The organism is Clostridium sp. AF29-8BH (assembly GCF_003478145.1).
Classification (GTDB): domain Bacteria; phylum Bacillota; class Clostridia; order Lachnospirales; family Lachnospiraceae; genus Otoolea; species Otoolea fessa.
The window spans coordinates 169,196-192,420 of sequence record NZ_QUEL01000002.1; the positions used below are offsets into that span (position 1 = coordinate 169,196).

Annotated in this window: 23 protein-coding genes and 1 riboswitch; of the genes, 2 read left to right on the plus strand and 21 right to left on the minus strand. The window is 51.3% G+C overall.

Annotation, left to right across the window (positions count from 1 at the left end; translation table 11 throughout):
- Nucleotides 1-130: 130 nt before the first annotated feature.
- Nucleotides 131-248, minus strand: a riboswitch (FMN riboswitch).
- Between the two features lie 130 nt (nucleotides 249-378).
- The 9 genes from DWZ16_RS16475 to DWZ16_RS02520 all read right to left on the minus strand — a co-directional run bounded on the left by DWZ16_RS16475 (nucleotide 379) and on the right by DWZ16_RS02520 (nucleotide 8,861).
- Nucleotides 379-957 (minus strand): S8 family serine peptidase, encoded by a 579-nt coding sequence (locus DWZ16_RS16475; protein WP_412694273.1) that lies wholly within the window; start codon nucleotides 955-957, stop codon nucleotides 379-381.
- Nucleotides 958-962: 5 nt separating this feature from the next.
- On the minus strand, nucleotides 963-1,388 hold the full coding sequence (locus tag DWZ16_RS16480; RefSeq protein ID WP_412694269.1) for a S8 family serine peptidase: 426 nt from the start codon (nucleotides 1,386-1,388) through the stop codon (nucleotides 963-965).
- A 20-nt stretch (nucleotides 1,389-1,408) separates the two neighbouring features.
- Nucleotides 1,409-1,558, minus strand: a complete 150-nt coding sequence (locus tag DWZ16_RS15385; protein ID WP_182427286.1) for a hypothetical protein — start codon at nucleotides 1,556-1,558, stop codon at nucleotides 1,409-1,411.
- Between the two features lie 28 nt (nucleotides 1,559-1,586).
- Nucleotides 1,587-2,585, minus strand: coding sequence for an alpha amylase C-terminal domain-containing protein (locus DWZ16_RS15830; protein WP_243021895.1), 999 nt, complete (start codon nucleotides 2,583-2,585; stop codon nucleotides 1,587-1,589).
- A gap of 5 nt (nucleotides 2,586-2,590) precedes the next feature.
- Entirely contained in the window at nucleotides 2,591-3,607 is a 1,017-nt protein-coding gene (locus DWZ16_RS15835) for a hypothetical protein (protein WP_243021896.1), read from the minus strand.
- Nucleotides 3,608-3,796: 189 nt separating this feature from the next.
- The gene (locus DWZ16_RS02505) at nucleotides 3,797-5,665 is read right to left on the minus strand and encodes an ABC-F family ATP-binding cassette domain-containing protein (RefSeq protein WP_118522225.1); all 1,869 of its coding nucleotides are present in this window, start codon (nucleotides 5,663-5,665) and stop codon (nucleotides 3,797-3,799) included.
- A complete protein-coding gene (locus tag DWZ16_RS02510; RefSeq protein WP_022360584.1) occupies nucleotides 5,662-6,432 on the minus strand; it encodes an exodeoxyribonuclease III in 771 nt (256 codons plus the stop codon). Before DWZ16_RS02510 ends, DWZ16_RS02505 begins: the two co-directional genes overlap by 4 nt.
- Nucleotides 6,433-6,707: 275 nt before the next feature.
- The gene (locus tag DWZ16_RS02515; protein WP_118522257.1) at nucleotides 6,708-7,898 is read right to left on the minus strand and encodes a dicarboxylate/amino acid:cation symporter; all 1,191 of its coding nucleotides are present in this window, start codon (nucleotides 7,896-7,898) and stop codon (nucleotides 6,708-6,710) included.
- Between the two features lie 36 nt (nucleotides 7,899-7,934).
- On the minus strand, nucleotides 7,935-8,861 hold the full coding sequence (locus DWZ16_RS02520; RefSeq protein WP_107001017.1) for a nucleotidyltransferase family protein: 927 nt from the start codon (nucleotides 8,859-8,861) through the stop codon (nucleotides 7,935-7,937).
- Nucleotides 8,862-9,148: 287 nt separating this feature from the next.
- On the opposite strand from DWZ16_RS02520, the gene DWZ16_RS02525 reads away from it, so the two are divergent.
- Nucleotides 9,149-9,511 carry a helix-turn-helix domain-containing protein gene (locus DWZ16_RS02525; RefSeq protein ID WP_022360587.1) on the plus strand — a complete coding sequence of 121 codons (363 nt, stop codon included), beginning with the start codon at nucleotides 9,149-9,151 and terminating at the stop codon, nucleotides 9,509-9,511.
- A 127-nt stretch (nucleotides 9,512-9,638) separates the two neighbouring features.
- On the opposite strand, the gene DWZ16_RS02530 is transcribed toward DWZ16_RS02525, so the two are convergent.
- From DWZ16_RS02530 to DWZ16_RS02560, 7 genes are all read right to left on the minus strand, one after another.
- A complete protein-coding gene (locus DWZ16_RS02530) occupies nucleotides 9,639-11,276 on the minus strand; it encodes an ABC-F family ATP-binding cassette domain-containing protein (RefSeq protein ID WP_022360588.1) in 1,638 nt (545 codons plus the stop codon).
- Between the two features lie 142 nt (nucleotides 11,277-11,418).
- Entirely contained in the window at nucleotides 11,419-12,918 is a 1,500-nt protein-coding gene (gene malQ / locus DWZ16_RS02535; protein WP_118522226.1) for a 4-alpha-glucanotransferase, read from the minus strand.
- Complete coding sequence (locus tag DWZ16_RS02540; RefSeq protein ID WP_243021897.1) at nucleotides 12,915-14,114, minus strand: dihydroorotase; 1,200 nt, start codon at nucleotides 14,112-14,114, stop codon at nucleotides 12,915-12,917. The genes malQ and DWZ16_RS02540 overlap by 4 nt, the downstream gene beginning before the upstream one ends.
- 216 nt (nucleotides 14,115-14,330) lie before the next feature.
- A complete protein-coding gene (locus DWZ16_RS02545; RefSeq protein WP_118522227.1) occupies nucleotides 14,331-14,708 on the minus strand; it encodes a VOC family protein in 378 nt (125 codons plus the stop codon).
- Nucleotides 14,705-15,421, minus strand: coding sequence for an MBL fold metallo-hydrolase (locus DWZ16_RS02550; RefSeq protein WP_118522228.1), 717 nt, complete (start codon nucleotides 15,419-15,421; stop codon nucleotides 14,705-14,707). The genes DWZ16_RS02545 and DWZ16_RS02550 overlap by 4 nt, the downstream gene beginning before the upstream one ends.
- A gap of 238 nt (nucleotides 15,422-15,659) precedes the next feature.
- Nucleotides 15,660-16,049 carry a thioesterase family protein gene (locus DWZ16_RS02555; protein WP_022360593.1) on the minus strand — a complete coding sequence of 130 codons (390 nt, stop codon included), beginning with the start codon at nucleotides 16,047-16,049 and terminating at the stop codon, nucleotides 15,660-15,662.
- A gap of 120 nt (nucleotides 16,050-16,169) precedes the next feature.
- Nucleotides 16,170-16,643: a zinc ribbon domain-containing protein gene (locus tag DWZ16_RS02560; RefSeq protein WP_333489790.1), complete on the minus strand. Its 474-nt coding sequence runs from the start codon at nucleotides 16,641-16,643 to the stop codon at nucleotides 16,170-16,172.
- 391 nt (nucleotides 16,644-17,034) lie between these two features.
- Between DWZ16_RS02560 and DWZ16_RS02565 the strand changes: the two genes are divergently transcribed.
- Nucleotides 17,035-17,982 carry a DNA-3-methyladenine glycosylase family protein gene (locus DWZ16_RS02565; RefSeq protein WP_118522230.1) on the plus strand — a complete coding sequence of 316 codons (948 nt, stop codon included), beginning with the start codon at nucleotides 17,035-17,037 and terminating at the stop codon, nucleotides 17,980-17,982.
- Here the strand turns inward: DWZ16_RS02565 and DWZ16_RS02570 are convergent.
- Genes DWZ16_RS02570 through DWZ16_RS02590 form a run of 5 tightly spaced genes read right to left on the minus strand, consistent with a single transcriptional unit; the run spans nucleotide 17,979 to nucleotide 22,915 of the window.
- Entirely contained in the window at nucleotides 17,979-18,836 is an 858-nt protein-coding gene (locus DWZ16_RS02570) for an EamA family transporter (RefSeq protein ID WP_022359449.1), read from the minus strand. The genes DWZ16_RS02565 and DWZ16_RS02570 overlap by 4 nt on opposite strands.
- 6 nt (nucleotides 18,837-18,842) lie before the next feature.
- Nucleotides 18,843-19,721: a radical SAM protein gene (locus DWZ16_RS02575; RefSeq protein WP_117796508.1), complete on the minus strand. Its 879-nt coding sequence runs from the start codon at nucleotides 19,719-19,721 to the stop codon at nucleotides 18,843-18,845.
- Nucleotides 19,684-21,405 (minus strand): metallophosphoesterase, encoded by a 1,722-nt coding sequence (locus DWZ16_RS02580; RefSeq protein WP_118522231.1) that lies wholly within the window; start codon nucleotides 21,403-21,405, stop codon nucleotides 19,684-19,686. The genes DWZ16_RS02575 and DWZ16_RS02580 overlap by 38 nt, the downstream gene beginning before the upstream one ends.
- Nucleotides 21,402-21,899: a pyridoxamine 5'-phosphate oxidase family protein gene (locus DWZ16_RS02585; protein ID WP_022359452.1), complete on the minus strand. Its 498-nt coding sequence runs from the start codon at nucleotides 21,897-21,899 to the stop codon at nucleotides 21,402-21,404. The genes DWZ16_RS02580 and DWZ16_RS02585 overlap by 4 nt, the downstream gene beginning before the upstream one ends.
- Nucleotides 21,899-22,915, minus strand: coding sequence for a LysR family transcriptional regulator (locus tag DWZ16_RS02590; RefSeq protein WP_022359453.1), 1,017 nt, complete (start codon nucleotides 22,913-22,915; stop codon nucleotides 21,899-21,901). The genes DWZ16_RS02585 and DWZ16_RS02590 overlap by 1 nt, the downstream gene beginning before the upstream one ends.
- Nucleotides 22,916-23,225 lie beyond the last annotated feature (310 nt).

Below are 23,225 nucleotides of genomic sequence, written 5' to 3' on the forward strand. Positions count from 1 at the left end.
ATCAAGTGCCGGACTAGCTGCATTTGTAAAACTAAAAAAATCCCAGGTTGTTCGGGACCTGGGATAATAAATCGCAACTTAGCCGATGTACACCAGCCTGCTTACGCTCAAGCGGTACACTCTCTGACTCCTGCCTCTTCTCTCATCCAGACTATACTGTCGGTTTCGGAATCTCACCGAATCGGCCGCCGTCGCGGTTCGCGGACTATACCGCCGGTAGGGAATTTCGCCCTGCCCCGAAGAAATCATGGTAATTACTCCGTCTTCATACATATAAACATATGAATCTGCGGGGCAATTATCTCACCCGTTCATAGTATCATATACAAACAAGAATTTCAATATTTTTTTAACAATCTTTCTTTTCGTTTTTCCCATCTACGGCATCGCCGCCCCGGCATCCAGCATACCGCCGGTTGCCACCTTGCCGGACAGACTCTCAATCGGCCGCGCCGACTGCAGAATACGGTTTCTCACATCCATAAGCGACAGGGACGCATCGCAGGAGTACAGCATCGCCGCCGTTCCGGTCACCATCGGCGCCGCCATCGATGTGCCGCTCATGTAGGCATAGTCATTGTCCGTGATCGTGCTCAGGATATAATTGCCCGGCGCTGCCAGATCCACGCTTCTCACCCCGTAATTGGACGCACGGTCGAGCTGACCGTCAAAGCGCAGGTTTGCCACGGAAATGATATTGTCCAGTTCAAAGCTTGCCGGGTACATCGGCTGCTCATCGATGCTGTAGCCATTGCCGGAGGCGTCGCCGTTTCCAGCCGCCACAATAAACAGCATCCCCGAATCCTTGATCGCCTGATACAGCTCCTCGCTATATTTCATCGTGCCAAAGCTCAGATTGCAGATCGACGCGCCATTCGCCTGCGCATACCGGATCGCCTTAACCACGTTGCTGACGGTTCCGACACCGGACGATGTTCCAAGCGTCTTGATCACCATGATCTTCACATACGCCGGATCGCAGATCCAACCGTTCCGACTCCATTTCTCGCCGCCGCGATCGTGCCCGCCGAGTGGGTACCATGATTGTCATCCGCCCCGGTAAATACCTGGGCATTATTATCATAGAAATTCCAGCCGTAAACGTCATCGATATAACCATTTCCGTCATTGTCAATGCCATCGCCCGGAATTTCCCCCGTATTCGTCCAGATCGAACCGCTAAGCTCCGGGTGAGTTATGTCAACCCCTGTATCAATCAGCGCCACAATCACCTGACGTTTTCCACTTTTCGCGTCATATTTCTTCCATGCCGGGACAATATTCATATCGATCCCTTCCAGAGAACGAACCGTTCCATCTGCTGAGAGCGCCGGGCTGCCGGTAATCGCCCCAATCGCTGCATCCACCGCCGCCGTATGGCTCGGCACCAGACGCAGTTCACCTGTATTTAAAAAAGCCCACTGATAGGAGCATAGGAATCCGCATAGGGAACCGACTCCCGTGACGGACCCGCCGCATATGCCGGAAGCGCCGCGCTCCCTGCCATCATGGCAGCACACAGGGCGGCTGCCAGCCCTCTAAAAAGTTTCTTTTTCAACTTGCTTTATCCTCTTTCAATTCCGTTCTTACAGTTCGCGCGCTGCCGCAACCACAGTCTCCGCTTCCTTTTCTGGTTCTTTTCTGACATTCTGCCGTTTTACCGATTTTACCACTTTCCCGGCTTTTTTGCCATCCTTTTCGGATGCCGGACCGGAAATTGGCTTAAAGCCGCGAAATACCAGAATACTCCGCGGCGGAACCATATACTGGCGAAGCTCTTCCTGCGGCTCCTGCCCTGCCTCCAGGCTTTCCGACGGACAGATTCCGTTATTGTCTGCGTCGTCTGTGTTGATGCACAGAGTCCACTGCATTCCCTTCGGAAGCTTCGGAAGATCAAATTCATGCGGCTCCCAGTGCATATTGTAGGCGACAAAGAAATAGTCATCGCTGGTGCCGTCCGCTCTTCGCCCGTACTCGCCGCAGTAGAGAATGCCGAGCTGGCGGCGGAAGTTTTCAAACTCCGGGCACCATGTTTTGACGCCGTGGTAGGAAACATCCGGGTGTCCGCAGACGAGGTAATCAATATTTTTCGGCTCCACCGACAGGTGGAACACTGGATGCGCTTTGCGGAACGCTATCATATATTTTACAAATTCGTAAATATCCCGGTTCGTCTCCAGCTGATGCCAGTTGAGCCAGGAAATCTCATTGTCCTGACAGTAAGCATTATTGTTGCCGTTCTGGGAATTGCCGAACTCATCGCCCGCTAAAAACATCGGCGTTCCCTGGCTCAGAAAGAGCAGCAAAAATGCGTTGCGGAGCTGTTTTTTCCGCATCTGCACAATCTTCTTTTTCCGCGTCGTGCCCTCGACGCCACAGTTCCACGTATAATTATAATCGCTTCCGTCCCGGTTATTCTCCCCGTTCGCTTCGTTGTGCTTCTGCTCACAGGAAACCATATCCATCATCGTAAAGCCATTTGTCGCCGCCATATAGTTGATCACGCCATACGCGTCCGGATTCCGGCGTGTCTGGTAAATGAGACGGCCGACCTGATCCTCATCGCCCTTTAATACCCGGCGCATATCGATCAAAAATCCTTCATTGTACTCGCCCAGATGCCAGCGGCGCTCCCGCAGCTCGATGCCGCTGCCGTTTTTGGCACACGCACGCCATCCCAGGAACCAGCTAATAGCTTCGTATCAGCTAACAGCGGATCCGACGCCAGCAGTTCGGCCGGCGCAAACCCGGACAGGTGCACGCCATCCACATGATACTCGTAAACCCAGAAACGAACCGCCTCCTGCGCCAGTGCCGCGCTCTCCTCGCCGGTAAAATAAAGCTCAACCAGCACTTCAATATCATTTTTATGAAATTCTTTCACCAGATCCTTAAATTCCCGCTCCGGTTCTTTCTCTTTCCCAGATGTGTACGAAGCTTTCGGCGCAAACAGATATCCCGCCCCATAGCCCCAGTAATTGAGCCGTCCGGTCGGTGTCCCGGTCGCATACGGATTCCCGTCTGCCCCATCCTCCATCATCACTTCCTGAAATTCATTCGGCATCATTAATTCAACTGCTGTGATACCCAATTCCTTTAAATAGGGAATTTTCTCCGTCAGCGCACGGAACGTTCCCCGCTCCCCGGTGCCGGAAGAAGTATGACGGGTAAATCCGCGCACATGCAGCCGGTACAGGATCGTATCATCATACGGATGTTTCAGCGGCTGATCCATTTCCCAGTCATACGCTTCTTCCGGGAAACGGCAGCGGACCGGACGGAGCGCCGCTTTTAAATCGCCCCAGCGCTCATGTCCTGTATAGATGCGCCCGCACGGATCCGGCAGCTCCCCCTGCTCAGTCTCGATCGTGTATTCCAGTCCCGAAAAATCATCGCCCGCAAGCTCCATCATCCAGAGATCCCCCACCCGTTCTTCCGGGGAAAATGGGATCCGGACACCCTGTTTTTTACCTGTCTCATAAATTGTCAGATGGCAGAATGTCCCCGGTGCCTCGACGCACAAGTGCATTCCCGTCTCTGTCCGCTTGATTCCCGGTGTAAAATCAGGGGTTCTTATCTTCTGTCTCACGATTTTTTCTGCTTTCACCTGTATCCCCTCCACGTTTTCATACGGCACTTTCGGTTCCAAAAGTGCCTATTTGTGAGCAGCCGCCTGCGCCTGTTACAGTCCACACATATGCAGACTGTAACAGGATTTTGCCGATGCTTCGCATTCCAAATCGGCAAAATCTGCCACCTCCACGCTTTCATACGGCACTTTCGGTTCCAAAAGTGCCTACTTGTGAGCAGCTGCCTGCGCTTCTATTTTTTCCGCCAGATCGTTCAGATACATCCAGCGGTCCATCTTTTCTTCCAAAAGAGCTTCTTTTTCCTCTTTTTCCTTTATGATGCCGTTCAGAGCCGTATAATCGCGGGCAGAGTCCTGCATCTGCTGCTCCAGATCCGCGATTGCCTCTTCCAGCGCCGCGATATCATCCTCGATCGTCTCCCACTCTTTCTGCTCCATATAGCTGAATTTGAGCTTTTTCTCGCGCTGGCGGCCGCGGTTTTTATCCTTTGCCGTCTCCGCTGCATCTGACGTTCCCGCACCAGAAGCGCCTCCGGTCTTCTGGCCTCTGCCGTGTTCCTGACCGGATTCCTCCATCTCTGCCGCTATGCGTTCCCCGCAGGCTGCCTGATAGTCGGTATAGCCGCCCTCGTACTGACGGATCGCGCCGCCGCCCTCAAAGGCGAAGATCCGGCGCACTACGCGGTCAAGGAAATACCGGTCATGCGATACCGTAATCACGATCCCCTGGAAATGATCAAGATAATCCTCCAGAATCGTCAGCGTGCCGATATCGAGGTCGTTGGTCGGCTCGTCGAGCAGAAGGACGTTTGGCGCGCCCATCAGGATATGGAGCAGATAGAGTCTGCGCCGCTCGCCGCCCGATAGCTTGCCGATCAGCGTGTACTGCATATGGGACGGGAACAGGAACCGTTCCAACATCTGGGATGCCGATACCAGCCCGTCCGCCGTCCGCACGTACTCTGCCACATTTTTAATGTAGTCGATCACGCGCATCGACTGATCCATATCTTCGTTTTCCTGTGAAAAATAACCCATTTTTACGGTCTGGCCGATGATCGTCTCGCCCGAATCCGGTTTCACCCAGCCGGTAATCATCTTCATCAGCGTCGATTTGCCGCTGCCGTTCGGTCCGATGATGCCGATGCGGTCATCCTTCAAGAAGATATAGGAAAAATCATCGATCAGGAGGCGGTCACCATACGCCTTATGAAGATGGTGTGCCTCGACCGTGGTTCGTCCGAGACGGCTGGAAATCGAGCTCATCTCCACATTTCCATCTACTTTCGGCGCTTCCACCGCACTCAACGCCTCGAAGCGCTGAATACGCCCTTTCTGCTTCGTGCTGCGTGCCTGTGCGCCGCGCCGGATCCACGCCAGCTCCGTCCGCAGGATATTCTGGCGTTTCTGCTCCGAGCTCACCGCCATCGCCTCGCGCTCTGCCTTTAATTCCAGATAGCCCTCATAGCCGGACTGATAACTGTACAGCTTTCCCTTGTCCAGTTCGACGATGCGGTTCGTCACGTTATCAAGGAAATACCGGTCGTGCGTGATCATCAGAAGCGCGCCGCGGAATTTTTTCAGGTACTCTTCCAGCCAGTCCGCCATCGCACTGTCCAGATGGTTCGTCGGCTCGTCTAAAATCAACAGATCCGCAGTCGATAACAGCACCGCTGCGAGCGCAACGCGCTTTCTCTGTCCGCCCGAAAGTGTCTCCACCTTGGCACTATAATCGGTGATTCCAAGCTTATTCAGCATGGATTTCGCATCGCCCTCGAGATCCCAGGCGTGCTCATGCGCCATATTTTCTCGGATCACGCAGTCTAAGACGGTCCGTCCCGCTTCAAACTCCGGATTCTGAGGCAGATAACGGATATAGAGATTTCGTCCCTTTACCACCGTACCCTCATCCGGCTCTTCCAGACCGGCTACAATCTTTAGAAGAGTAGATTTTCCGGTTCCGTTGATGCCGATGAGACCAATCTTATCACCTTCACCGATGGAAAATGCCACGTCATCAAAAAGCAGCCGTTCCGTATATGATTTTTTCAGATGTTCTGCTGTCAGTAAATTCATGTCTCATCCCGATCCTTTATCTGTAATTCTACCGGGCAGTGATCCGAACCCAGTATCTCCGTATGAATCTGTGTGCCCGCCAGCCGGTCCTTCAGGCTCTTGGAAACACAGAAATAATCAATCCGCCACCCAGCATTCTTCTCGCGCGCCTTAAACCGGTACGACCACCAGGAATAAACGCCCTCTTTATCCGGGTAAAAATAGCGGTACGTGTCGATATATCCAGAGTCCAGAAGCTCCGTAAACTTGCTTCTCTCCTCATCCGTAAATCCGGCATTTTTCCGGTTCGTCTTTGGATTTTTCAGGTCAATCTCCGTGTGCGCCACATTCAGATCCCCACAGAAAATGACCGGCTTTTTCTCCTCCAGCTTCTTCAAAAACTGGCGGAAATCATCCTCCCACTGCATCCGGTACGGAAGTCTCGCCAACTCATTCTGGGAGTTCGGCGTATAGCAGGTCACCACATAATAATCCGGGTACTCCGCCGTAATGACGCGCCCTTCATGATCGTGCTTCTCAATGCCAAGACCGTAGCTCACGCTAAGCGGCTCCTCCTTCGAAAACAACGCTGTTCCCGAATACCCCTTCTTCTCCGCATAGCTCCAATACTGATAATACCCCGGAAGCTCCAGATCAATCTGCCCTTCCTGCAGCTTGCTCTCCTGAATACAGAAAATATCCGCATCCAGCTCATGGAATACATCCAGAAATCCCTTCCCCACACACGCCCGCAAGCCGTTTACGTTCCAGGAAATCATTTTTTTCATTCTATCTCTCCTTTTTATCAAATAAAGTTTTTCCGATACATAAAAAGACAGCAGGCAGGTGGCAGACGCTCCGAAACTGGTCTGTGGATGCAGAGCAGGCTTTCGCCTATCAGTTGTACGCATCTTGAACACGCTTGTCTGAATGGGGCGGACGCAAGTCCGACACAGACGAACAAGTGTAGTGAAAGCAAGCGAACAACGATAGTGCGAAGAGCCAGCGGCGCATTCACAGACCTGTTTCGGGGCGGCTGCTGCCTGCCCCACCTCTCTCATTTTTATAAATCTACGTGTAAATCCTGATGTTTAATCCCATGTTTCTCCACATATCCCGTCAGCATCAGGGTCAGCGCACCATCACCCGTTACGTTGCAGGCAGTACCAAAACTGTCCTGAAGCGCAAAGATCGTCAGCATCAGCGCCGTTCCAGTCGCATCGAAACCGAGGACACCGGTGATCAGTCCCAGGGATGCCATAACCGTACCGCCCGGAACACCCGGTGCACCTACGGCAAATACACCTAAAAGAACACAGAACAGAACCATCGTCATCATATCCGGGAGGGCGCCGTACAAAATCTTGGATACCGTCATGACAAAGAATACCTCGGTCAGAACCGAACCGCACAGATGGATATTCGCAAACAGCGGAATACCGAAATCAACCATATCGTCACGAAGCGGCTCTGCCTTTTTGGCACAACTGAGCGCCACTGCCAGGGTCGCCGCAGAAGACATCGTACCGACTGCCGTCAGATATGCCGGACCATAATGCTTGATAACGCCTCTCGGGTTACGGCCAGAGTAAATACCAGCCAGTGTATACAGCAGCGCCATCCAGATATAGTGGCCTGCCATAACAATCAGGATAACCGAAATGAAGATCGGAGCCTGTTTTGTGATGGTTCCCTCATATGCCAGGGAACAGAACGTAAATGCGATGTAAACCGGAAGAATCGGAATGACAATCTTCTGTACTATCTCCAGAACGATCTTCTGGAACTCGTCTAAGAGTTTCGTTACCGTCACCGCCTTGGTCCAGGTCGCTGCCAGACCAATCATAATGGAAAATACCAGCGCACTCATGACGCCCATGATCGGCGGAATGTCCAATTTAAAGACAACCTCCGGCAGACTGCGCAGTCCATCGACTGCCGACTGAATCGACATATGCGGAATCAACGTATATCCGGCTGCCATCGAAAACAGCGCCGCGCCAAGAGACGATGTATACGCCAGAATCAGCGCTACTCCAAGCAATCTGGAGGCATTCTTTCCAAGCTTCGTGATCGACGGGGCAATAAAGCCGATGACGATCAGCGGTACACAGAACGAAATAATCTGCCCAAAAATGTAATTCAGCGTCACAACGAGATTCATAAAACTTTCATTTGCTATAAGACCGGCAATAATACCGATCGCTACACCCAGCGCCAGCCGAAACGGCAGGCTTTTCATCAACTTGCTCATACCCATTTTTCCTTCCTAATACCTATCTCTTCATTCTTACTCTTCCCAAAGTTTTTTCGGATACAGACCGCCGTCCTTCATCCCCTGGATCGCGTCTGTCACCATCTTCTTATCTTCCTTGTAGGTCACGCCGTACCAGCGGTCCACGCTCTTTAACACGGTCACCTCGGCTTTCCCCTCTTTCAGAAGTTCATCCACCACAAACGGGAGGAAATACTCACATTTGAGTGGATTTACCGACAGGTTTTTCTCCAAAAATGGAACAAAGCGCGCCTTTAACTCCTTTAAGATGCTGGAAGTAAAGCCCCAGAGGTTCATCGATACAAGCGTATCCTCCCCCAGCTGCTCCCAGGTTGCGCCGTCATCCTCGGTATATTCCGCCTGATCGCCGTGCTTCTCGATGCGCGTTCTCTCGTGGATATCCGCCAGATGTCCATCCGCATCCACCGTACAGACGCCGCGCGCCACATGCCCGTTTTCCGTCAATGTGTTGTAGAGATGATAGGCAACCATCGCATACTGATATTTGTCATCATCACCGCAGGATGCCAGACGATCATAGATCGCCTTGAACGCCGATTTTCCATAGTAATCATCCGCGTTGATCACCGCAAACGGTCCGTCGATCACCTCGCTGCAGCAGAGAATCGCATGACCGGTTCCCCACGGTTTGACGCGTCCCTCCGGAACCTCAAACCCATCCGGAAGACGGTCATTTTCCTGATACACATACTCCACCTGCACGTGCTTTTCCATGCGGTTTCCGATATGTTCCTTAAACTCTTTCTCAATCGATTTCTTGATAATAAATACGACCTTTTCGAATCCAGCCTCGACTGCGTCGAAGATCGAAAAATCAATGATCAGATCTCCTTCCCGATCGACCGGATCAATCTGCTTCAAGCCGCCGTACCGACTGCCCATACCAGCCGCCATGATCACCAGAACTGGCTTCTGACTCATGAAAATTGTCCTCGCTTTCTGTTTCTTATCCACAATCCTGCCGTTTTCATTCAAAGCAGAATTGCCTATTTCCTTTTATTTTAAACTAATTCGGGCAGACTGTAAACAGTAAAACAAAAACCCGGCTGCCGTTTTATTCCATAGAGCGGATATTCTTTTTTTGTTTACATTTTTATAAATGTATTGTTTACTGTTTCTACACCAGTTAATTGTATCTTTTAGTTCTGCGCATACTTGTATGATAGATTGTTTTCACAAATATTTGATGTATGTGGGAGGTGCTTTAAATGATTGCTGCTGGTGACCGGCTCCGTGATTTACGGGAGGACAAAGGAAAAACGCAGGCGGAAATTTCCAGTCTGCTGGGTACAACTCAGCAAATCTATTCCCGCTATGAAACAAACCGGACGGATCTGCCTCTTCGGCATCTGATAAAGCTGGCGGATTATTACCAGGTCAGCGCCGACTATATTCTCGGTCGAACCTCCTACCCGAAGAATCCGCCCGAAATGGCGAAACCATTTCTTAAAAATGTCACCTATGGAGAGGTCAATGGGCGTATCTCATCATTCCAGACTTCCACGAAAAAGCAGTTGATCGAATACATCAATTACCTGGTTTATCTGGAATCACGCCATAAGAAGGATTGATCGCGGTGAAAACGGGACATTGACACCATAGATGTGCAAAAGACAGCTCCAGGCATCGCTCACATGCAGCGTCTGGGGCTGTCTTTTATCTTTCAGACTTTTGTCTAAATCACTTTGATTCCAGCTCTTAGTCGTCCTCTTCCTCACTATCCGTAACAGTAAATACCTGACGTTTTCTCGCCATCTCATCGTTTGCCAGATACTCATCGTAAGTAGTAATCTTATCGATCAGCTTGCCGTTTACGATTTCCATGATACGGTTTGCGGTCGTCTCAACGATCTGGTGGTCACGGGAGGAGAATAACAGCACGCCCGGGAACTTGATCATACCGTTGTTCAGAGCGGTAATGGACTCCATATCCAGATGGTCGGTCGGCTCGTCCAGAATCAGGACATTGGAACCGGAGATCATCATCTTAGAAAGCATGCAGCGCACCTTCTCACCACCAGAAAGAACGCGGACCTTCTTCACGCCGTCCTCACCGGCAAACAGCATACGTCCTAAGAATCCGCGGACATAGGTCACATCCTTAACCGGAGAGTACTGGGTCAGCCAGTCTACGATCGTGTCGTCGTTATCGAACTCTTTCGAATTGTCCTTCGGGAAATATGCCTGACTGGTGGTCAGACCCCATTTATAGGATCCCTCATCCGGCTCCATCTCGCCGGAAAGAATCTTGAAGAGAACGGTCTTTGCCTGCTCGTTCGGTCCTACAAATGCCACCTTGTCCTCGCGTCCGAGAATGAAGGAAATATTATCAAGAACCTTCACACCATCGATAGTCTTAGACAGGTTCTCTACGCTTAATACCTCATTACCGATCTCACGTTCCGGACGGAAGTCGATATACGGGTACTTACGGCTGGACGGTTTGATCTCATCTAACTCAATCTTCTCCAGAGCACGTTTTCTGGAGGTTGCCTGTTTAGACTTGGAAGCATTGGCAGAAAATCGCTGGATGAACTCCTGCAGCTCCTTGATCTTCTCTTCCTTCTTCTTATTGGCTTCCTTCATCTGCTTGATCATCAGCTGGCTGGACTCGTACCAGAAATCGTAGTTTCCGGCATAGAGCTGAATCTTGCCATAGTCGATATCTGCGATCTGGGTGCAGACTTTATTTAAGAAGTAACGGTCATGGGATACCACGATAACCGTATTCTCAAAGTTGATCAAGAACTCCTCGAGCCATGCGATCGCATCGAGATCCAAGTGGTTTGTCGGCTCGTCGAGAAGCAGGATGTCCGGGTTTCCGAACAGTGCCTGTGCCAGAAGAACTTTGACCTTCTGGGCACCGGTCAGATCTGCCATCTGTTTGTAGTGGAGATCCGTCTCGATTCCCAGACCATTTAAAAGGTTCGCCGCGTCGGACTCTGCCTCCCAGCCGTTCATCGTGGCGAACTCGCCCTCCAGCTCGGCAGCCTTGACGCCGTCCTCCTCGGAGAAGTCTTCCTTCATGTAGATGGCTTCCTTCTCTTTCATGATCTCGTAGAGTCTCGCATTTCCCATAATAACGGTATCAAGTACCGGATATGCGTCATATTTAAAGTGATCCTGCTGTAAGAATGAAAGTCTCTGTCCCGGTGTGATGATAACCTCACCATTGGTCGGTTCCAGCTGTCCGGACAGGATTCGTAAAAAGGTAGACTTTCCGGCACCGTTGGCACCGATGAGTCCGTAGCAGTTTCCCTCGATAAATTTAATGCTTACGTCCTCAAATAACGCCTTCTTTCCTACTCGCAGTGTTACATTGCTTGTACTAATCATGGCAATTTCCTTTCATACTGTTCAAATCGTTCATACTCCCCAGGTGCATCTTTGCCCCGGGCGGGTGCAATCCATGTATATTTTACAGGTTTTTCCCGAATTTGCAAGCATTTTACGGGTTTTTATTCCCATCCGCCAAAAACTAAAATCTTCCGAACGTATCCACCAGCCAGGACAAATAATCTGCCCGCTCATCCGTAAACTGCCCCGGAACCAGACGCCAGCGCCAGTTTTCCCCGAGGGTTCCCGGCGTATTCATGCGCGCCCAGTTATCGAGTTTCAACACATCCTGCATCTGGAAAATGGCAACGCTCGCGACTGAACCGTATGCCGCGCGGAACACGCGGTCTACCACCTCACTCTGGTGTGCTGCACCGAGGTAATCGGCAATGTACTGAAGTTCCCACCACTGACGTTTTTCCGGTTTGAAATACCCCGCCAGCGTCTCATTGTCGTGCGTTCCACCGTAGACTACGGAGTTCGGGTCATAGCAGTGCGGCAGATGCTCGTTGAAACGGTCGCCACTGAACGCAAACTCAATGATCTTCATGCCCGGATAGCCCGTCTCTGCCAGCAGATCCTTGACCTCCTGACAGAAGACACCCAGATCCTCCGCGATGATCTTCGTCTCGCCTGCCGCCTCGTCAAGTGCGTCGGTCAGCTTTTTGCCCGGACCCTTCTCCCACTCGCCGTCTTTCGCAGTCACAGCGCCATACGGGATTGCATAATACTGCACCACGCCGATGAAATGGTCGATCCGCACCGCATCGTAGAGCTTCGCGGACGCTTTCATCCGGCTTCGCCACCAGGCGAAATCGGTTTGTTCCATTTTCTCCCAGTCGTAAAGCGGGTTGCCCCAGAGCTGTCCATCCTCTGAAAATGCATCCGGCGGCACACCCGATACCTTGAGTGGCGTCAGATTTTCCTCGTCGAGCTGGAACAGCTCCGGGTGGCTCCAGACATCCGCGCTGTCGAGCGCCACGTAAATTGGAATATCGCCGACGAGCTGAAGTTCTTTTTCTTTTGCATACTGTTTTAATTTTTTCCACTGTTCAAAAAACTTAAACTGTAGGAACTTCCAGTAATTTATTTCTTCTGCCAGCTCTTCGCGGCATGCCGAAAGCGCCTCCGGACGGCGGAACCGGATGTCCTTGTCCCAGTCCATCCAGCCTTTTCCTTCATATTTACCCTTGACTGCCATGTAGAGCGCATAGTCGTCCAGCCATTCTTCATTTTCTTCCAGAAATGCCTGATATTCCACACTTTCCTTATGGCTGCTCCGCTCATACGCCTTGCGCAGAAGCGGAAAACGGTAATAATACAGCGCGTCATATTTGACCTGATCCTGCTTGTCGCACCACCAGCAGGCGTCTATCTCATCCTGGGTCAGAAGTTTCTCGTCTTTCAGCGTATCCAGATCAATAAAATACGGATTTCCCGCAAATGCAGAGTAGGACTGGTACGGGCTGTCCCCGTAGCAGGTCGGTCCCATCGGAAGCACCTGCCAGTACGTCTGGCGTCCGCGTTTTAACTGATCAATAAACTCATACGCCGCCCGTCCGAACGTACCGATTCCATACGGCGACGGCAGGCTGAAAATCGGCATCAGCACGCCTGCGCCGCGTTTTAACATTGTCTTCATCGCTTCATTTCCTCCCATTCTGCCCGATATACTGTCTCACCGCTGCAGATGGTATAGTGAACCTTTCCATAGAGCTTCGCTCCCGCAAACGGGGAGTTGGAGGCCTTGGAATGGAATTTTTCTACGGTATATGGTGTCTGGTCGTCAAAAAGAACCAGATCCGCCGCGCCGCCCTCGCGGATGCGTCCCGCCTCCTTCATCCGGTACAGCTTCGCCGGATTCAGGCACATTTTCTCAAACAGAGTCAGATAATCAATGTGACCAGCTTTTACCAGCCTGGTAACTGCCAATGGCAGGGAGGTTTCCAGCCCGATGATGCCGCTCGGCGCCTCGGTCAGCGGTTTTGCCTTCTCCTCGGCGCTGTGCGGTGCATGATCCGTCGCAATCATATCAATCGTGCCGTCCTTGATTGCCTCAATCAACGCCTCGCGATCCGCGGCACTCCGCAGCGGCGGATTCATTTTCGCCAGTGTTCCGTACTCCAGAACCGCCGTCTCGTCCAGTGTAAAATGATGCGGTGTCACCTCCGCCCAGACATGCGCGCCCAGCTTTTTCGCCAAGCCGACCATCTGCACTGCATTGCGGGAACTGATGTGCTGGATATCCACATCTGCGCCCGTGTGAAGCGCGATCATGCAGTCGCGCGCCACCATCGAATCCTCCGCCAGCGCCGGGGAACCGCCGATTCCCAGCTGCTCGGACACCGGACCGCGGTTGATGCCGTTGTTGAAAATAAATGCCGGATCCTCCTCATGGAAGCTGAGCGGCACATTGAGGCTTTTCGCCGTCTCCATCGCCTCTTTGACCAATTTTTCGCTCATCAGCGGGATTCCGTCATCCGTAAATCCGATCGCACCCGCCTCTTTGAGGGCGTCCATATCGGTCAGTTCTTTTCCCTGAAATCCCTTCGAGACTGCCGCGCAGGTTTCCACATGGATTCCCGTTTTCGCGCCCTTTTCCAGAATATACCGGACAATCTCCGGCGTGTCGGCAACCGGTTTCGTGTTTGCCATACAAACCACCGTCGTAAAGCCGCCCGCCTTCGCAGCCGCCGCGCCCGTCTCGATGTCCTCCTTGTAGGTCAGACCCGGATCGCGGAAATGCACGTGGACGTCCACCAGTCCCGGCGCAACGATCAGCCTTCTGCGTCCAGCACCTCGGCATCTGCGGGATGGACGGTGCGTCAGATGCCGCATCTGATTCTGCTTTTGTATCTTTTTTCACGATTTTCTGGATTTTCCCATTTTCAATCCACAAATCTGCCCTTCCGTCGAATCTGCTCTCCGGATCGATGACTCTGCCGTTTTTAATTATTTTTACCATTCTAACCCCTTTTTAACTCATATGTTAAAACGTAACTGTTCAGTACTTTCACAGTCACGTCAAAACATTTTTTCAGACAAACTCAGCCCTTAACTCCTCTTTGCCGGCACGATCTCCAGCCAATATCCATCCGGATCGTTAATGAAATAAATACCCATCGCCGGATTTTCAAAACAGATGCATCCCATTTCCTTATGTTTGACATGTGCCGCCTCCATGTCTTCCGTCTCAAATGCCAGATGGAACTCATTGTCGCCCAGGTTGTAGGAGTCCTTCTCCCAGTCGCGCAGCCAGGTCAGCTCCAGCTGGTAGCCGGTCGTGGCGTCGCCCAGATAAACGAGTATAAAGCTTCCGTCTGCCGCCTCCTTGCGGCGTACCTCCTTAAGTCCCAGTGCTTCCTCATAAAATTTCAGTGACTTGTCCAGATCGATGACATTGAAATTGTTGTGTGCAAATGTAAATTTCATCGGATAAACTCCTCTCCTTCCTTGTGAATCTCTACAATCCGATCCCGCCAGCCTTCACTGGATGGATGTTCGATTAATTTTGGTATAATCGTATAATCTTCCCAGAAATGCATCGGGAAAATCCATTTTGTGTCCGCCTGCTCCATAAAACCGGCAGCGCCCAGATAAAACCACTGCTCCTGTCTCGGATCGACCGGGATAAATGCCAGATCCGCCGTGCGCCCGGAAAGCTTTTTCATCTCCTGTTTATAAGAAGCCGCCATATTCCGGTTCCATGCCATATCTTCGCCTTCCCACCACCAGTTATTTAAGTCACCGGCGTGATAAATCTCCTTTCCTTCGCAGGAGAGCCAGAAGGCGACGCCTTCGTCAGTGGAATGGAACGTCTCGACGATAAGGCTTTCTTCAGAAATATTCAGGCAAAATCTTTCTCCTGCCTTTACCAGCCGTATCCTGTCTTTATATCGTTTACGATATTCCTCCGGTATCTTTTTCCCAATCTCTTTTGAGAGAATATAAAAAACATTTTCCCGTTTCTCTCCCAGCTGAAAGATTACCGGAGCATAATGATCGGCATGGAAATGGCTCGCAAAGATAAAGAGGGGCTTCCCTGCCGGAAACTCCGGGAGAGTTCCCTTAAAATAATCAAACAGAATCACGGCATTTTCAAGCTCAACTGAAAACGAGCTGTGATGAATATATGTGATTTTCAAACGAATTAATTCCCTTCTATAATGAAAAAGAATGTGCCTTGGCACATTCTCGCGCCGAGCGCAGTCGCTTGCGACATGTTTCTGCTTCGCGCGAGTGCGCATCATTGGCACGTTAGTGCCTTTTTGTGTAATAGGAAATTTCAAGGAATTTCCTATTACACGAAACAACAGCCAGCCAAAAGTATCCCGCATACGATACTCGCAGCGCTTTCAGCCGGCTGTGCTCTCTTCGCAACCTTTAGTTTTCTTTCTTGCTCTGTGCTTTTGCTAAGAATTTCTCATTTTTGATGATGAAACGCTCATGTGTGCCGCCGCCGATGGAACCTTTCGCATCAAATGCCTCTACCTTAAATACGAGACGTCTGCCGTCTACTTCTACCAGCTCACTCTCGCACCAAACCTGCATGCCGACTGGGGTCGCTGCATTATGGGCAATTTCCAGCTTTGTACCAACGGTTCCCTCACCGTCGTTTAAGTACGGAGCCACGCTCATCCACGCGGTTTTCTCCATCAGTGCAACCATCGCCGGAGTTGCAAACACCGGTAACAGACCGCTTCCCACTGCTGCTGCGGAATTTTCATCCGTAACCATAACTTCCTGTCTTCCCTTGATACCAGCTTCTAACATATTGTCTGCCTCTCTTTCTTTTTTGCGCCAAAATCTGCGCTGTATCAAATTTTTGTAACCGTCCCGTGCTTCCACAGCCGCCATCACTCTTTTAGCGGTATCCGTCTGTATTTCCCCGCCTTACAGCGGTTTGCCGCACTTTGGACAGTACGAAAAATCCTCATCCGTCTCAAATCCACAGGACGGACAGACCTTATGACGGTGTAATGCATCACTTCCCGTCCACGGATTTCCATTTCCATCCTGCCGAAGTGTCAGATCTCTTTCCGTGATCTCGACCTCCTCGCCCCGAAGCAGCCTCTTTCCCACCTCCGGATCCAGCTCATAGACCGCACCGCAGCACGACATTTCTACGAAAAAGCGCCGGTTCCATTTAAAAATCGGGATAAAAAAGAAACTAAAATACATATAGGTCATGTACACCTGATACCGCCCATAAGCGCCGCAGCGCCCGCAGATCACTGTTTTCAGGTACTCCAGCGGCTTCACGCCGGAACTGATGCCACCGATAAAAAACATCCGTCTCCCCTCCTGCCATAGAACAAAGAATGTGCTCTGGCACATTCTCGCGCCGAGCGCGGTCGCTTGCGACATGATTCCTCTTCGCGCGAGTGCGCACATATATACATCATACCTAAGTAGCGCGTCTTTCGCAAGATTTTTTTACGCTCTAATGCAATTCTGATGCGTTTCTGTTCACGGGTAGGCACTTTTGGAACCGAAAGTGCCGTAAGAAAACGTGGTGGCAGCAGGAATTTGCCGTATTGAAATGCGAAGCCACGGCAAATTCCGTTACTGGGCACGTATGCGTGTACAGTAACCAATTCCTTTCTGATAAAAGGTAACCGTTTGCAGGCAAAGGTCTTCTATGCTATGATACGTTTCATAAGAATTACATGATTTGATACTTTATGATTCAAGGTTTTATAACTTGATATTCCATTGATATAAGCAAAAATATTTTTAAAAAAGAGGATGCCCTGCCATGAACACACATACAACAAACCTGCCTGCAATCGAAACACACACTTTCCCCAACTCCCACATCATCTCCTGCCGGAACCTGAACCTCGCCCAGATCGCCGCCTCTGGTCAATGTTTCCGTATGCTTCCGGTTCCGGAAAAACCGGGGAGCTGGTCACTCATCAGCGGGACGCACTATCTGGAAATTTCCGGGACGCCGGACGGTTTCTTCTTCGACTGCCCGGACGAAGCGCTTCCTTTCTGGAAACAATACTTCGATCTCGGCACCGATTACGGCTCTTTCATCGCCTCCATCCGCGCAGACGATGCCTACCTCGCGGCGGCGGCAGACGCCGGTTCCGGCATCCGGATTCTCCGTCAGGATCTCTGGGAAATGATGATCACCTTCCTGATCTCCCAGCAGAAAACCATCCCAAAGATCCGCGAAGCCGTCGAAGCCCTGGCAAAAAAATACGGTGCGAAGAGAACCGCCGCCCTGTCCGACGGTTCCATCCGCACCTACTATTCTTTTCCCTCGCCCGAAGAACTGGCATCTGCCAGCCTGGACGACCTATTAACCTTAAAACTCGGCTACCGCGCCAAATACATCCACCGCCTCATCCAGGATGTCCTCGCCGGAACCGTATCCTTAGAATCCCTCGCAGCCCTGCCGCCGGACGAAGCCATGACCGCACTTACCAGCCTCTATGGCATCGGTCCCAAGGTCGCCAACTGCGTCTGCCTCTTCGGACTCCACCACATCGACGCCTTCCCCGTCGATACCTGGATTGAACAGATCCTGACCAAAGAATACCTTCCCAAACACCCCATCCGCTACCGCCGCCTTCCAAAAAGCCGCCTGTACACTACTATTATCCAGGATTTTTTTGGAAGCTATAAAGGATACGCAGGGGTAATGCAGCAGTATATCTTTTATTATGAGCGCAGCATCCGAAACGGAAAATCCTAAAGATTCAGCAGCGCCAACGCCACCAAAATAATCCCGCATCCCCCAATCTGTCTCCGGCTGATTGGATCCCCGAGCACCAGCACGCTCACAAAGCTGACCACCAGGATCGTGCCGACACTAAAGCTCGGATACACGATAAACGCCGGCAGTCTCGACACACTCGCCAGCAGCAGCGAGGTTGAAAAATAGTTTGGAAATCCGACTGCCACACCACTCAAAAAGTCCATCTTTCCAATCTTGCGGCGGGTTCTCTGCTGCTCGAGAAATGCCAGAACCACAGTCAGAACCAGTGCGGTCAGGAACGTATAGAACAGAAACAGCGCATCAAACCGTCTCTCGCCGATCCGCTCCGTTACCTTGGACATCCCGTCTGCCATACCGCTGACGACAAATAAAACGAGCAGAAGTCCCGCCGAACCCATCCTCCGTCTGCGTCCGCAGCCGCGGTCCCCCTCGCTGTTGATGACCCAGATCGCCACAATAACCAGCACGATCCCCACCAGCTGGAACAGCGTTGGGATCTCACCTAAAAACAGGATACTCGCCGTGACCGGAATCACGATACCAAGCTTCGCAAATGCCGACGACAGAACTGCCCCATTTTCACGGATGCATTTCTGCATTAGAACCAGATTTCCTGTAAACAAAAATCCATTCACGATTCCCGTGAGAACCGCCGTCCGGCTGCCTGCCGCAAAGATATTTTTATCTGGAAGCAGAACAAACGCCACCACCAGGCAGGTCACATAATTTCCAACCAAAATCCCATACCGGTTATCGCTGAACGTCTCACTGATCCGCAGCGCCAGCGCCAGGGACGCGCTGAAAAGAATCGCAAAAATCAGATAAATCATACCTACTTATAAGAGATCGCCGGTCTCCCGGAATTTCCGGTAATGATGCGTTCTCTTTGCCTCCTCCAGTTTTTTAAGCATGGCCGGGATATCCCCGTTTAAGGTTCCCGCCAGAATCACGTAGTTCGACGCATGGTTCGTCCGGAATACAGTGCCCGGAGAATCCACATTTTTCAGGAAAATTTCCATTTCATCCACAATTTCATCCGGAGTTATCCGCTGGAACCGCCCTTCCACGACATCTGCATACATCGGCGTGCCCTCGTACAGGCGCAGCGTCAGGAAGGATGCGTACTCCGGGTTCATCGCCGTGATGAGCTTCGCACAGGACAAGGCATGTTCCTCCACCTTGCTGCGTCCGCCAAGCCCCGAAATCAGCGTCACTGAGGTCGCGATGCCGCAGCGTTTCAGCTTCTGCCCTGCCTCAATGGTCTGTTCCGCCGTCACGCCTTTATTGATATATTTTAAAATCTCATTGTCGCCGGATTCCGCGCCCACATAGACGATTCCGAGTCCCGCCTCGCGCAGGCGGATCAGCTCTTCTTCCGATTTCCGCAAAATATCCTGTGCCGTTCCGTAGGAAGCCACCCGCTTCACACCCGGATACAGGCGGTGGATCGCATCCAGAATCACCAGAAGATCCTCTGTTTTCATAACCAGCGCATCGCCGTCCGCCAAAAATACCTTCTCGATATACGGCGCATACGGATTGTGCGAAACCTCCGTCAAATCTGCCAGAATCTCCGCCAGGCTCCGGATCCGGAACTTCTTTTCTTTATACATATTGCAAAAGCCGCAGGTGTTGTGTGCACATCCGATCGTCACCTGAATGATCAGGCTGCGCGCCTCACTCGGCGGTCTGTATACAATTCCCTCGTAGTCCATATGATTCCTCCTTTTTCTGTATCTCCTCTGCCGGACTGCCCGCATCTGCTCCGGCAGTTTCCCCATTTTCTGCATTCTCCGGGTTTTCTATCGTCTCCCCCGGCAGCGGGAAATCCACGCCCGCTTTCAGCTCCAGCACCGTGTTGTTCGTCCGGGCATCGTGCAGGATCGCCTGCAGCCTTGCCAGCCAGAAATCATTGCCGCTGTAACGGATCCAGTACTGATATGCCTCGCTTTTTCTGATCTTTGCCACATCAATCTTCGTGCCCGAACAATAATCACGGTTCATATCGGCATAGAGCCTTGCCATCTCTTCTTTGATATCCTTTGATGCCGACTGCAGCGCCTTAAACGCCTGTTCCGAAATCACATCTACCAGAAACTGATCCGCATAAGCATCAAAATTGAGAAGATTCTCGTCTTCTTCCCCGTAGCGCTGCGCCCAGCCTGCTATGTCTACCTTTTTTGTATGGTAGGACAGACTGCCATCCGCCTGCCATTTTAGGATACTGTACTGGCACGGCGCCATTGGAAGCGGGGAAGTCACTATCTCCCGGATTCCATATCCGCCCGGTGTGTTCAGATTTGACGTATGCTTCTTGATTCTCTGCAAATGCAGATGCCCGCTCAAATACACCGGAACTCCATATGCTTCCAGAAGCGCGGTCACTTCTTTCGTATTTTCAATCGTGCATTCCTCCGGATAGAGTGTACTCTCATCCAGCAGATTGTGGTGTGAAACCGGAATGACCGTCACACCCTGTTTTTTCGCCTCCTCCAGCTGCATTTTCATCCACGCAACCGTCTCTTCGCTTAGCTTTCCGCCCGTCTCATGGACCGGTTCACACATGCAGCTGTCCAGCATCATCAGCCAATATTTTTCATCCAGGCGGTAAACATAACTCAGCGAATCCGAAGCCCGGGACACCGCCTGATCATAGCCAAACTTATGGTAAATCTGGTAAAACTCTTCCGAACTTGTTCCCTCTGCCGGGGATACCTGATCATCAAAATACGTTGCCGCCCACGGATGGTTAATATCATGGTTGCCCGGAATCACCAGCACCGGAATTCCCGCTGCCTGCACCCGCTCTAGCTTCTCTGCAAGCGCTTCATGGTTTGCTTTCTCACCATTCTGGGAGAGATCTCCGCTCAAAACCAGTGCCGATGGATGCGCCGTCCGCACCTCCTCCAGAAATGCCTCCGTGATCTCATCCAGATACGGCACGATCGTCCCATCATTTCCCATCGTATAGGTATCAAACGCCGACTGGAAATCTGTCATCTGCGGGGACTGATAGTGAAGATCCGTCGCCAGCCAGATGGTCGGCGGCATATAAACTGTCTCTTCCTGTGCCTTCTGGGGCTCTTTTTTTCTTTTATACAGCTGTTTCCGGGAAGTCCGGCGCTTTAAAGCCGTTTCTCCATCCGAAGCGTTCTCATCTGCATCATCCTGTATCACTTCCCCGGCGGATGATTCATCCTCCTCCAGATTCCCGGCGGCTCTATTTTTTTCATTCTCCGCCACATCGCCGCCATCTGTCTCAGCTTCCGAAGCTTCCGTCCCGGATGCATGCTTTTTCCCTGCATCCGGCACCAGCCATACAACCAGAAAAAGTGCGAGGACCAGCAGCAGAAGCTGTGTCCCCCGCACCAGAATCGACATCTGTCTTAACTGTTTCATGGCTGCTCCGGTTTCGGCGCATTGCTCTTACCTGTCAGAGTTTCCACACGCAGGCAGAGGACGGTGGTTCTCGCCGCTACCTCCGGAGCAAACTCATACGGTCCGCCCTCCGGGTCATACTGCTGCATGATCCTTGTCAGTGCCTCTCCTTTCTCCCCAGGATCAGCCACACGGGATAACCGTCCAGTCCCGCAGACACTCTCATAAATCATCGTGCTTCTGCATGCCGGTTCCAGAATCTTTATCTCTTTTTCATTCTGCACACAGAATGCCACCCGGTTGTCGCGCTCCATATGCTCAATCTTCGTTCCCACCGGAGCGCCGTGGAAATACAGCACCGGCGTCTCCTGGTCTTCGTTCCACACAAAACCATAATTTAACGGGATCACATACGGGTATTCATCCCCAGAAAAGGCGAGACTACACACCCGGCAGTGTTCCAAAATGGCTTTCTGCCCGTCTTTCGACTCAATCGCACGTTCTCCTCTTCGCATTATTTATCCCCCTTCTTATCCGAACCTTTCTTCTCCTGATTCTCTTTCTCCCGTTGCTCCCGTACCTTCTGGAACGCCTCGTCGCCGACTGCCACGCGGATAAACTCCTCCATCGCTTTCGTGAGGTACTTATTTCTCTTCTTGTACAAATAAACGTAACGGACCGCCAGCTCTTCATTCATCTTGTAAAAGCACAGCGGCACTTCATATGGAAGATTGACGATCAGGCCATCCGGGATGAAGGTCGCGCCCACGCCCCGTCCTGCCATGTTGAACGCAGAGACAACCTGGTCCGGTTTCATGATAATATTCGGCGAATAATTCTGGCGGCTGCACATCTTCATGCTGCGCTTGTAAATACTGTTTTCCTCTTTAACGAAGATAAACGGAGTACTCTTTAAGAGCGGCAGCGGCAGTACCGGGAACTCCGCCTGACTGTGGCGTCCTGCCCGGATATCTTCCGCGGTAAGCTGATACTGGGTCAGCTCCTCATTGATCGGAAAACTCTTCGGAACAGCCAGAATAATTCTCTCCGTGCTATAATAATACTTTTCATAATTTTTGTCATCCAGTTCCGAGTTATCGATCAGAAGATCCAGTTCCTCGGCAACCAGCTTATCGGTCAGCTGTGTGGTCGTGCCCTCCTGCAGATCAATCTTGATCTGCGGATACCGATGGGAAAACTCGCTCAACACGCCCGGAAGTACAAACGAGGTAAAAAAGATCGTTCCGCCAACCGACAGCTTGCCCGCCAGAAGCCCATTTAAGTTATTCAGTTGATTGAGCGTGTTCTGTTCCAGCGCAAACAGCTTTTCGATCGCGTCGATATAAACTTCACCGCCCGGCGTCAGTCCGATCGGAGAGGTGCTCCGGTCAAAAATCGGAGTTCCTATCTTTTTCTCCACCTTCTTGATCGCCGTGCTTAACGCCGGCTGCGTAATATACAGTTTCTGCGCCGCCTTCGAAAAACTCTTTTCCTCGTAGACCGCGTATACATACTCTTTTCCGTCGAACATGTTTCCTCCTATGTACCCTGCTTTTTCTCATCGCTGCATCCTGCGGGATATTTCATCCCGAAACTTCCCGCCCGTGAACATTCTCATTCCGTTCCATTCTTTTCCCTTTATCTACAGGGTTTCCGGCACTTTTGTCCACTTATGATTCTATAACAAAAAATTTATAATAATTATCTTCTTATTTATATTTGATTATATACGATGAATGATATATAATCAAGTTAAAGATAAGGAACAAGAGAAAATAATTCATCTTCTTATCTTTCTGGCATAGCCAACCACCCCGATTTTCCCCAAAATCGGTTCCCAT

Coding starts and splice junctions, on each gene's coding strand:
- DWZ16_RS02525 (WP_022360587.1), top strand. CDS start 9,149: ATGATTGCTGCTGGTGACCGGCTCCGTGATTTACGGGAGGACAAAGGA.
- DWZ16_RS16475 (WP_412694273.1), bottom strand. CDS start 957: ATGGTGATCAAGACGCTTGGAACATCGTCCGGTGTCGGAACCGTCAGC.
- DWZ16_RS02585 (WP_022359452.1), bottom strand. CDS start 21,899: ATGCGAAGAGGAGAACGTGCGATTGAGTCGAAAGACGGGCAGAAAGCC.
- DWZ16_RS02515 (WP_118522257.1), bottom strand. CDS start 7,898: ATGAGCAAGTTGATGAAAAGCCTGCCGTTTCGGCTGGCGCTGGGTGTA.
- DWZ16_RS02565 (WP_118522230.1), top strand. CDS start 17,035: ATGAACACACATACAACAAACCTGCCTGCAATCGAAACACACACTTTC.
- DWZ16_RS02530 (WP_022360588.1), bottom strand. CDS start 11,276: ATGATTAGTACAAGCAATGTAACACTGCGAGTAGGAAAGAAGGCGTTA.
- DWZ16_RS02570 (WP_022359449.1), bottom strand. CDS start 18,836: ATGATTTATCTGATTTTTGCGATTCTTTTCAGCGCGTCCCTGGCGCTG.
- malQ (WP_118522226.1), bottom strand. CDS start 12,918: ATGAAGACAATGTTAAAACGCGGCGCAGGCGTGCTGATGCCGATTTTC.
- DWZ16_RS02510 (WP_022360584.1), bottom strand. CDS start 6,432: ATGAAAAAAATGATTTCCTGGAACGTAAACGGCTTGCGGGCGTGTGTG.
- DWZ16_RS02580 (WP_118522231.1), bottom strand. CDS start 21,405: ATGAAACAGTTAAGACAGATGTCGATTCTGGTGCGGGGGACACAGCTT.
- DWZ16_RS02520 (WP_107001017.1), bottom strand. CDS start 8,861: ATGAGTCAGAAGCCAGTTCTGGTGATCATGGCGGCTGGTATGGGCAGT.
- DWZ16_RS02505 (WP_118522225.1), bottom strand. CDS start 5,665: ATGAATTTACTGACAGCAGAACATCTGAAAAAATCATATACGGAACGG.
- DWZ16_RS02590 (WP_022359453.1), bottom strand. CDS start 22,915: ATGTTCGACGGAAAAGAGTATGTATACGCGGTCTACGAGGAAAAGAGT.
- DWZ16_RS02560 (WP_333489790.1), bottom strand. CDS start 16,643: ATGTCGCAAGCGACCGCGCTCGGCGCGAGAATGTGCCAGAGCACATTC.
- DWZ16_RS02555 (WP_022360593.1), bottom strand. CDS start 16,049: ATGTTAGAAGCTGGTATCAAGGGAAGACAGGAAGTTATGGTTACGGAT.
- DWZ16_RS15830 (WP_243021895.1), bottom strand. CDS start 2,585: ATGCGCCGGGTATTAAAGGGCGATGAGGATCAGGTCGGCCGTCTCATT.
- DWZ16_RS02540 (WP_243021897.1), bottom strand. CDS start 14,114: ATGCGGCATCTGACGCACCGTCCATCCCGCAGATGCCGAGGTGCTGGA.
- DWZ16_RS02545 (WP_118522227.1), bottom strand. CDS start 14,708: ATGAAATTTACATTTGCACACAACAATTTCAATGTCATCGATCTGGAC.
- DWZ16_RS02575 (WP_117796508.1), bottom strand. CDS start 19,721: ATGGACTACGAGGGAATTGTATACAGACCGCCGAGTGAGGCGCGCAGC.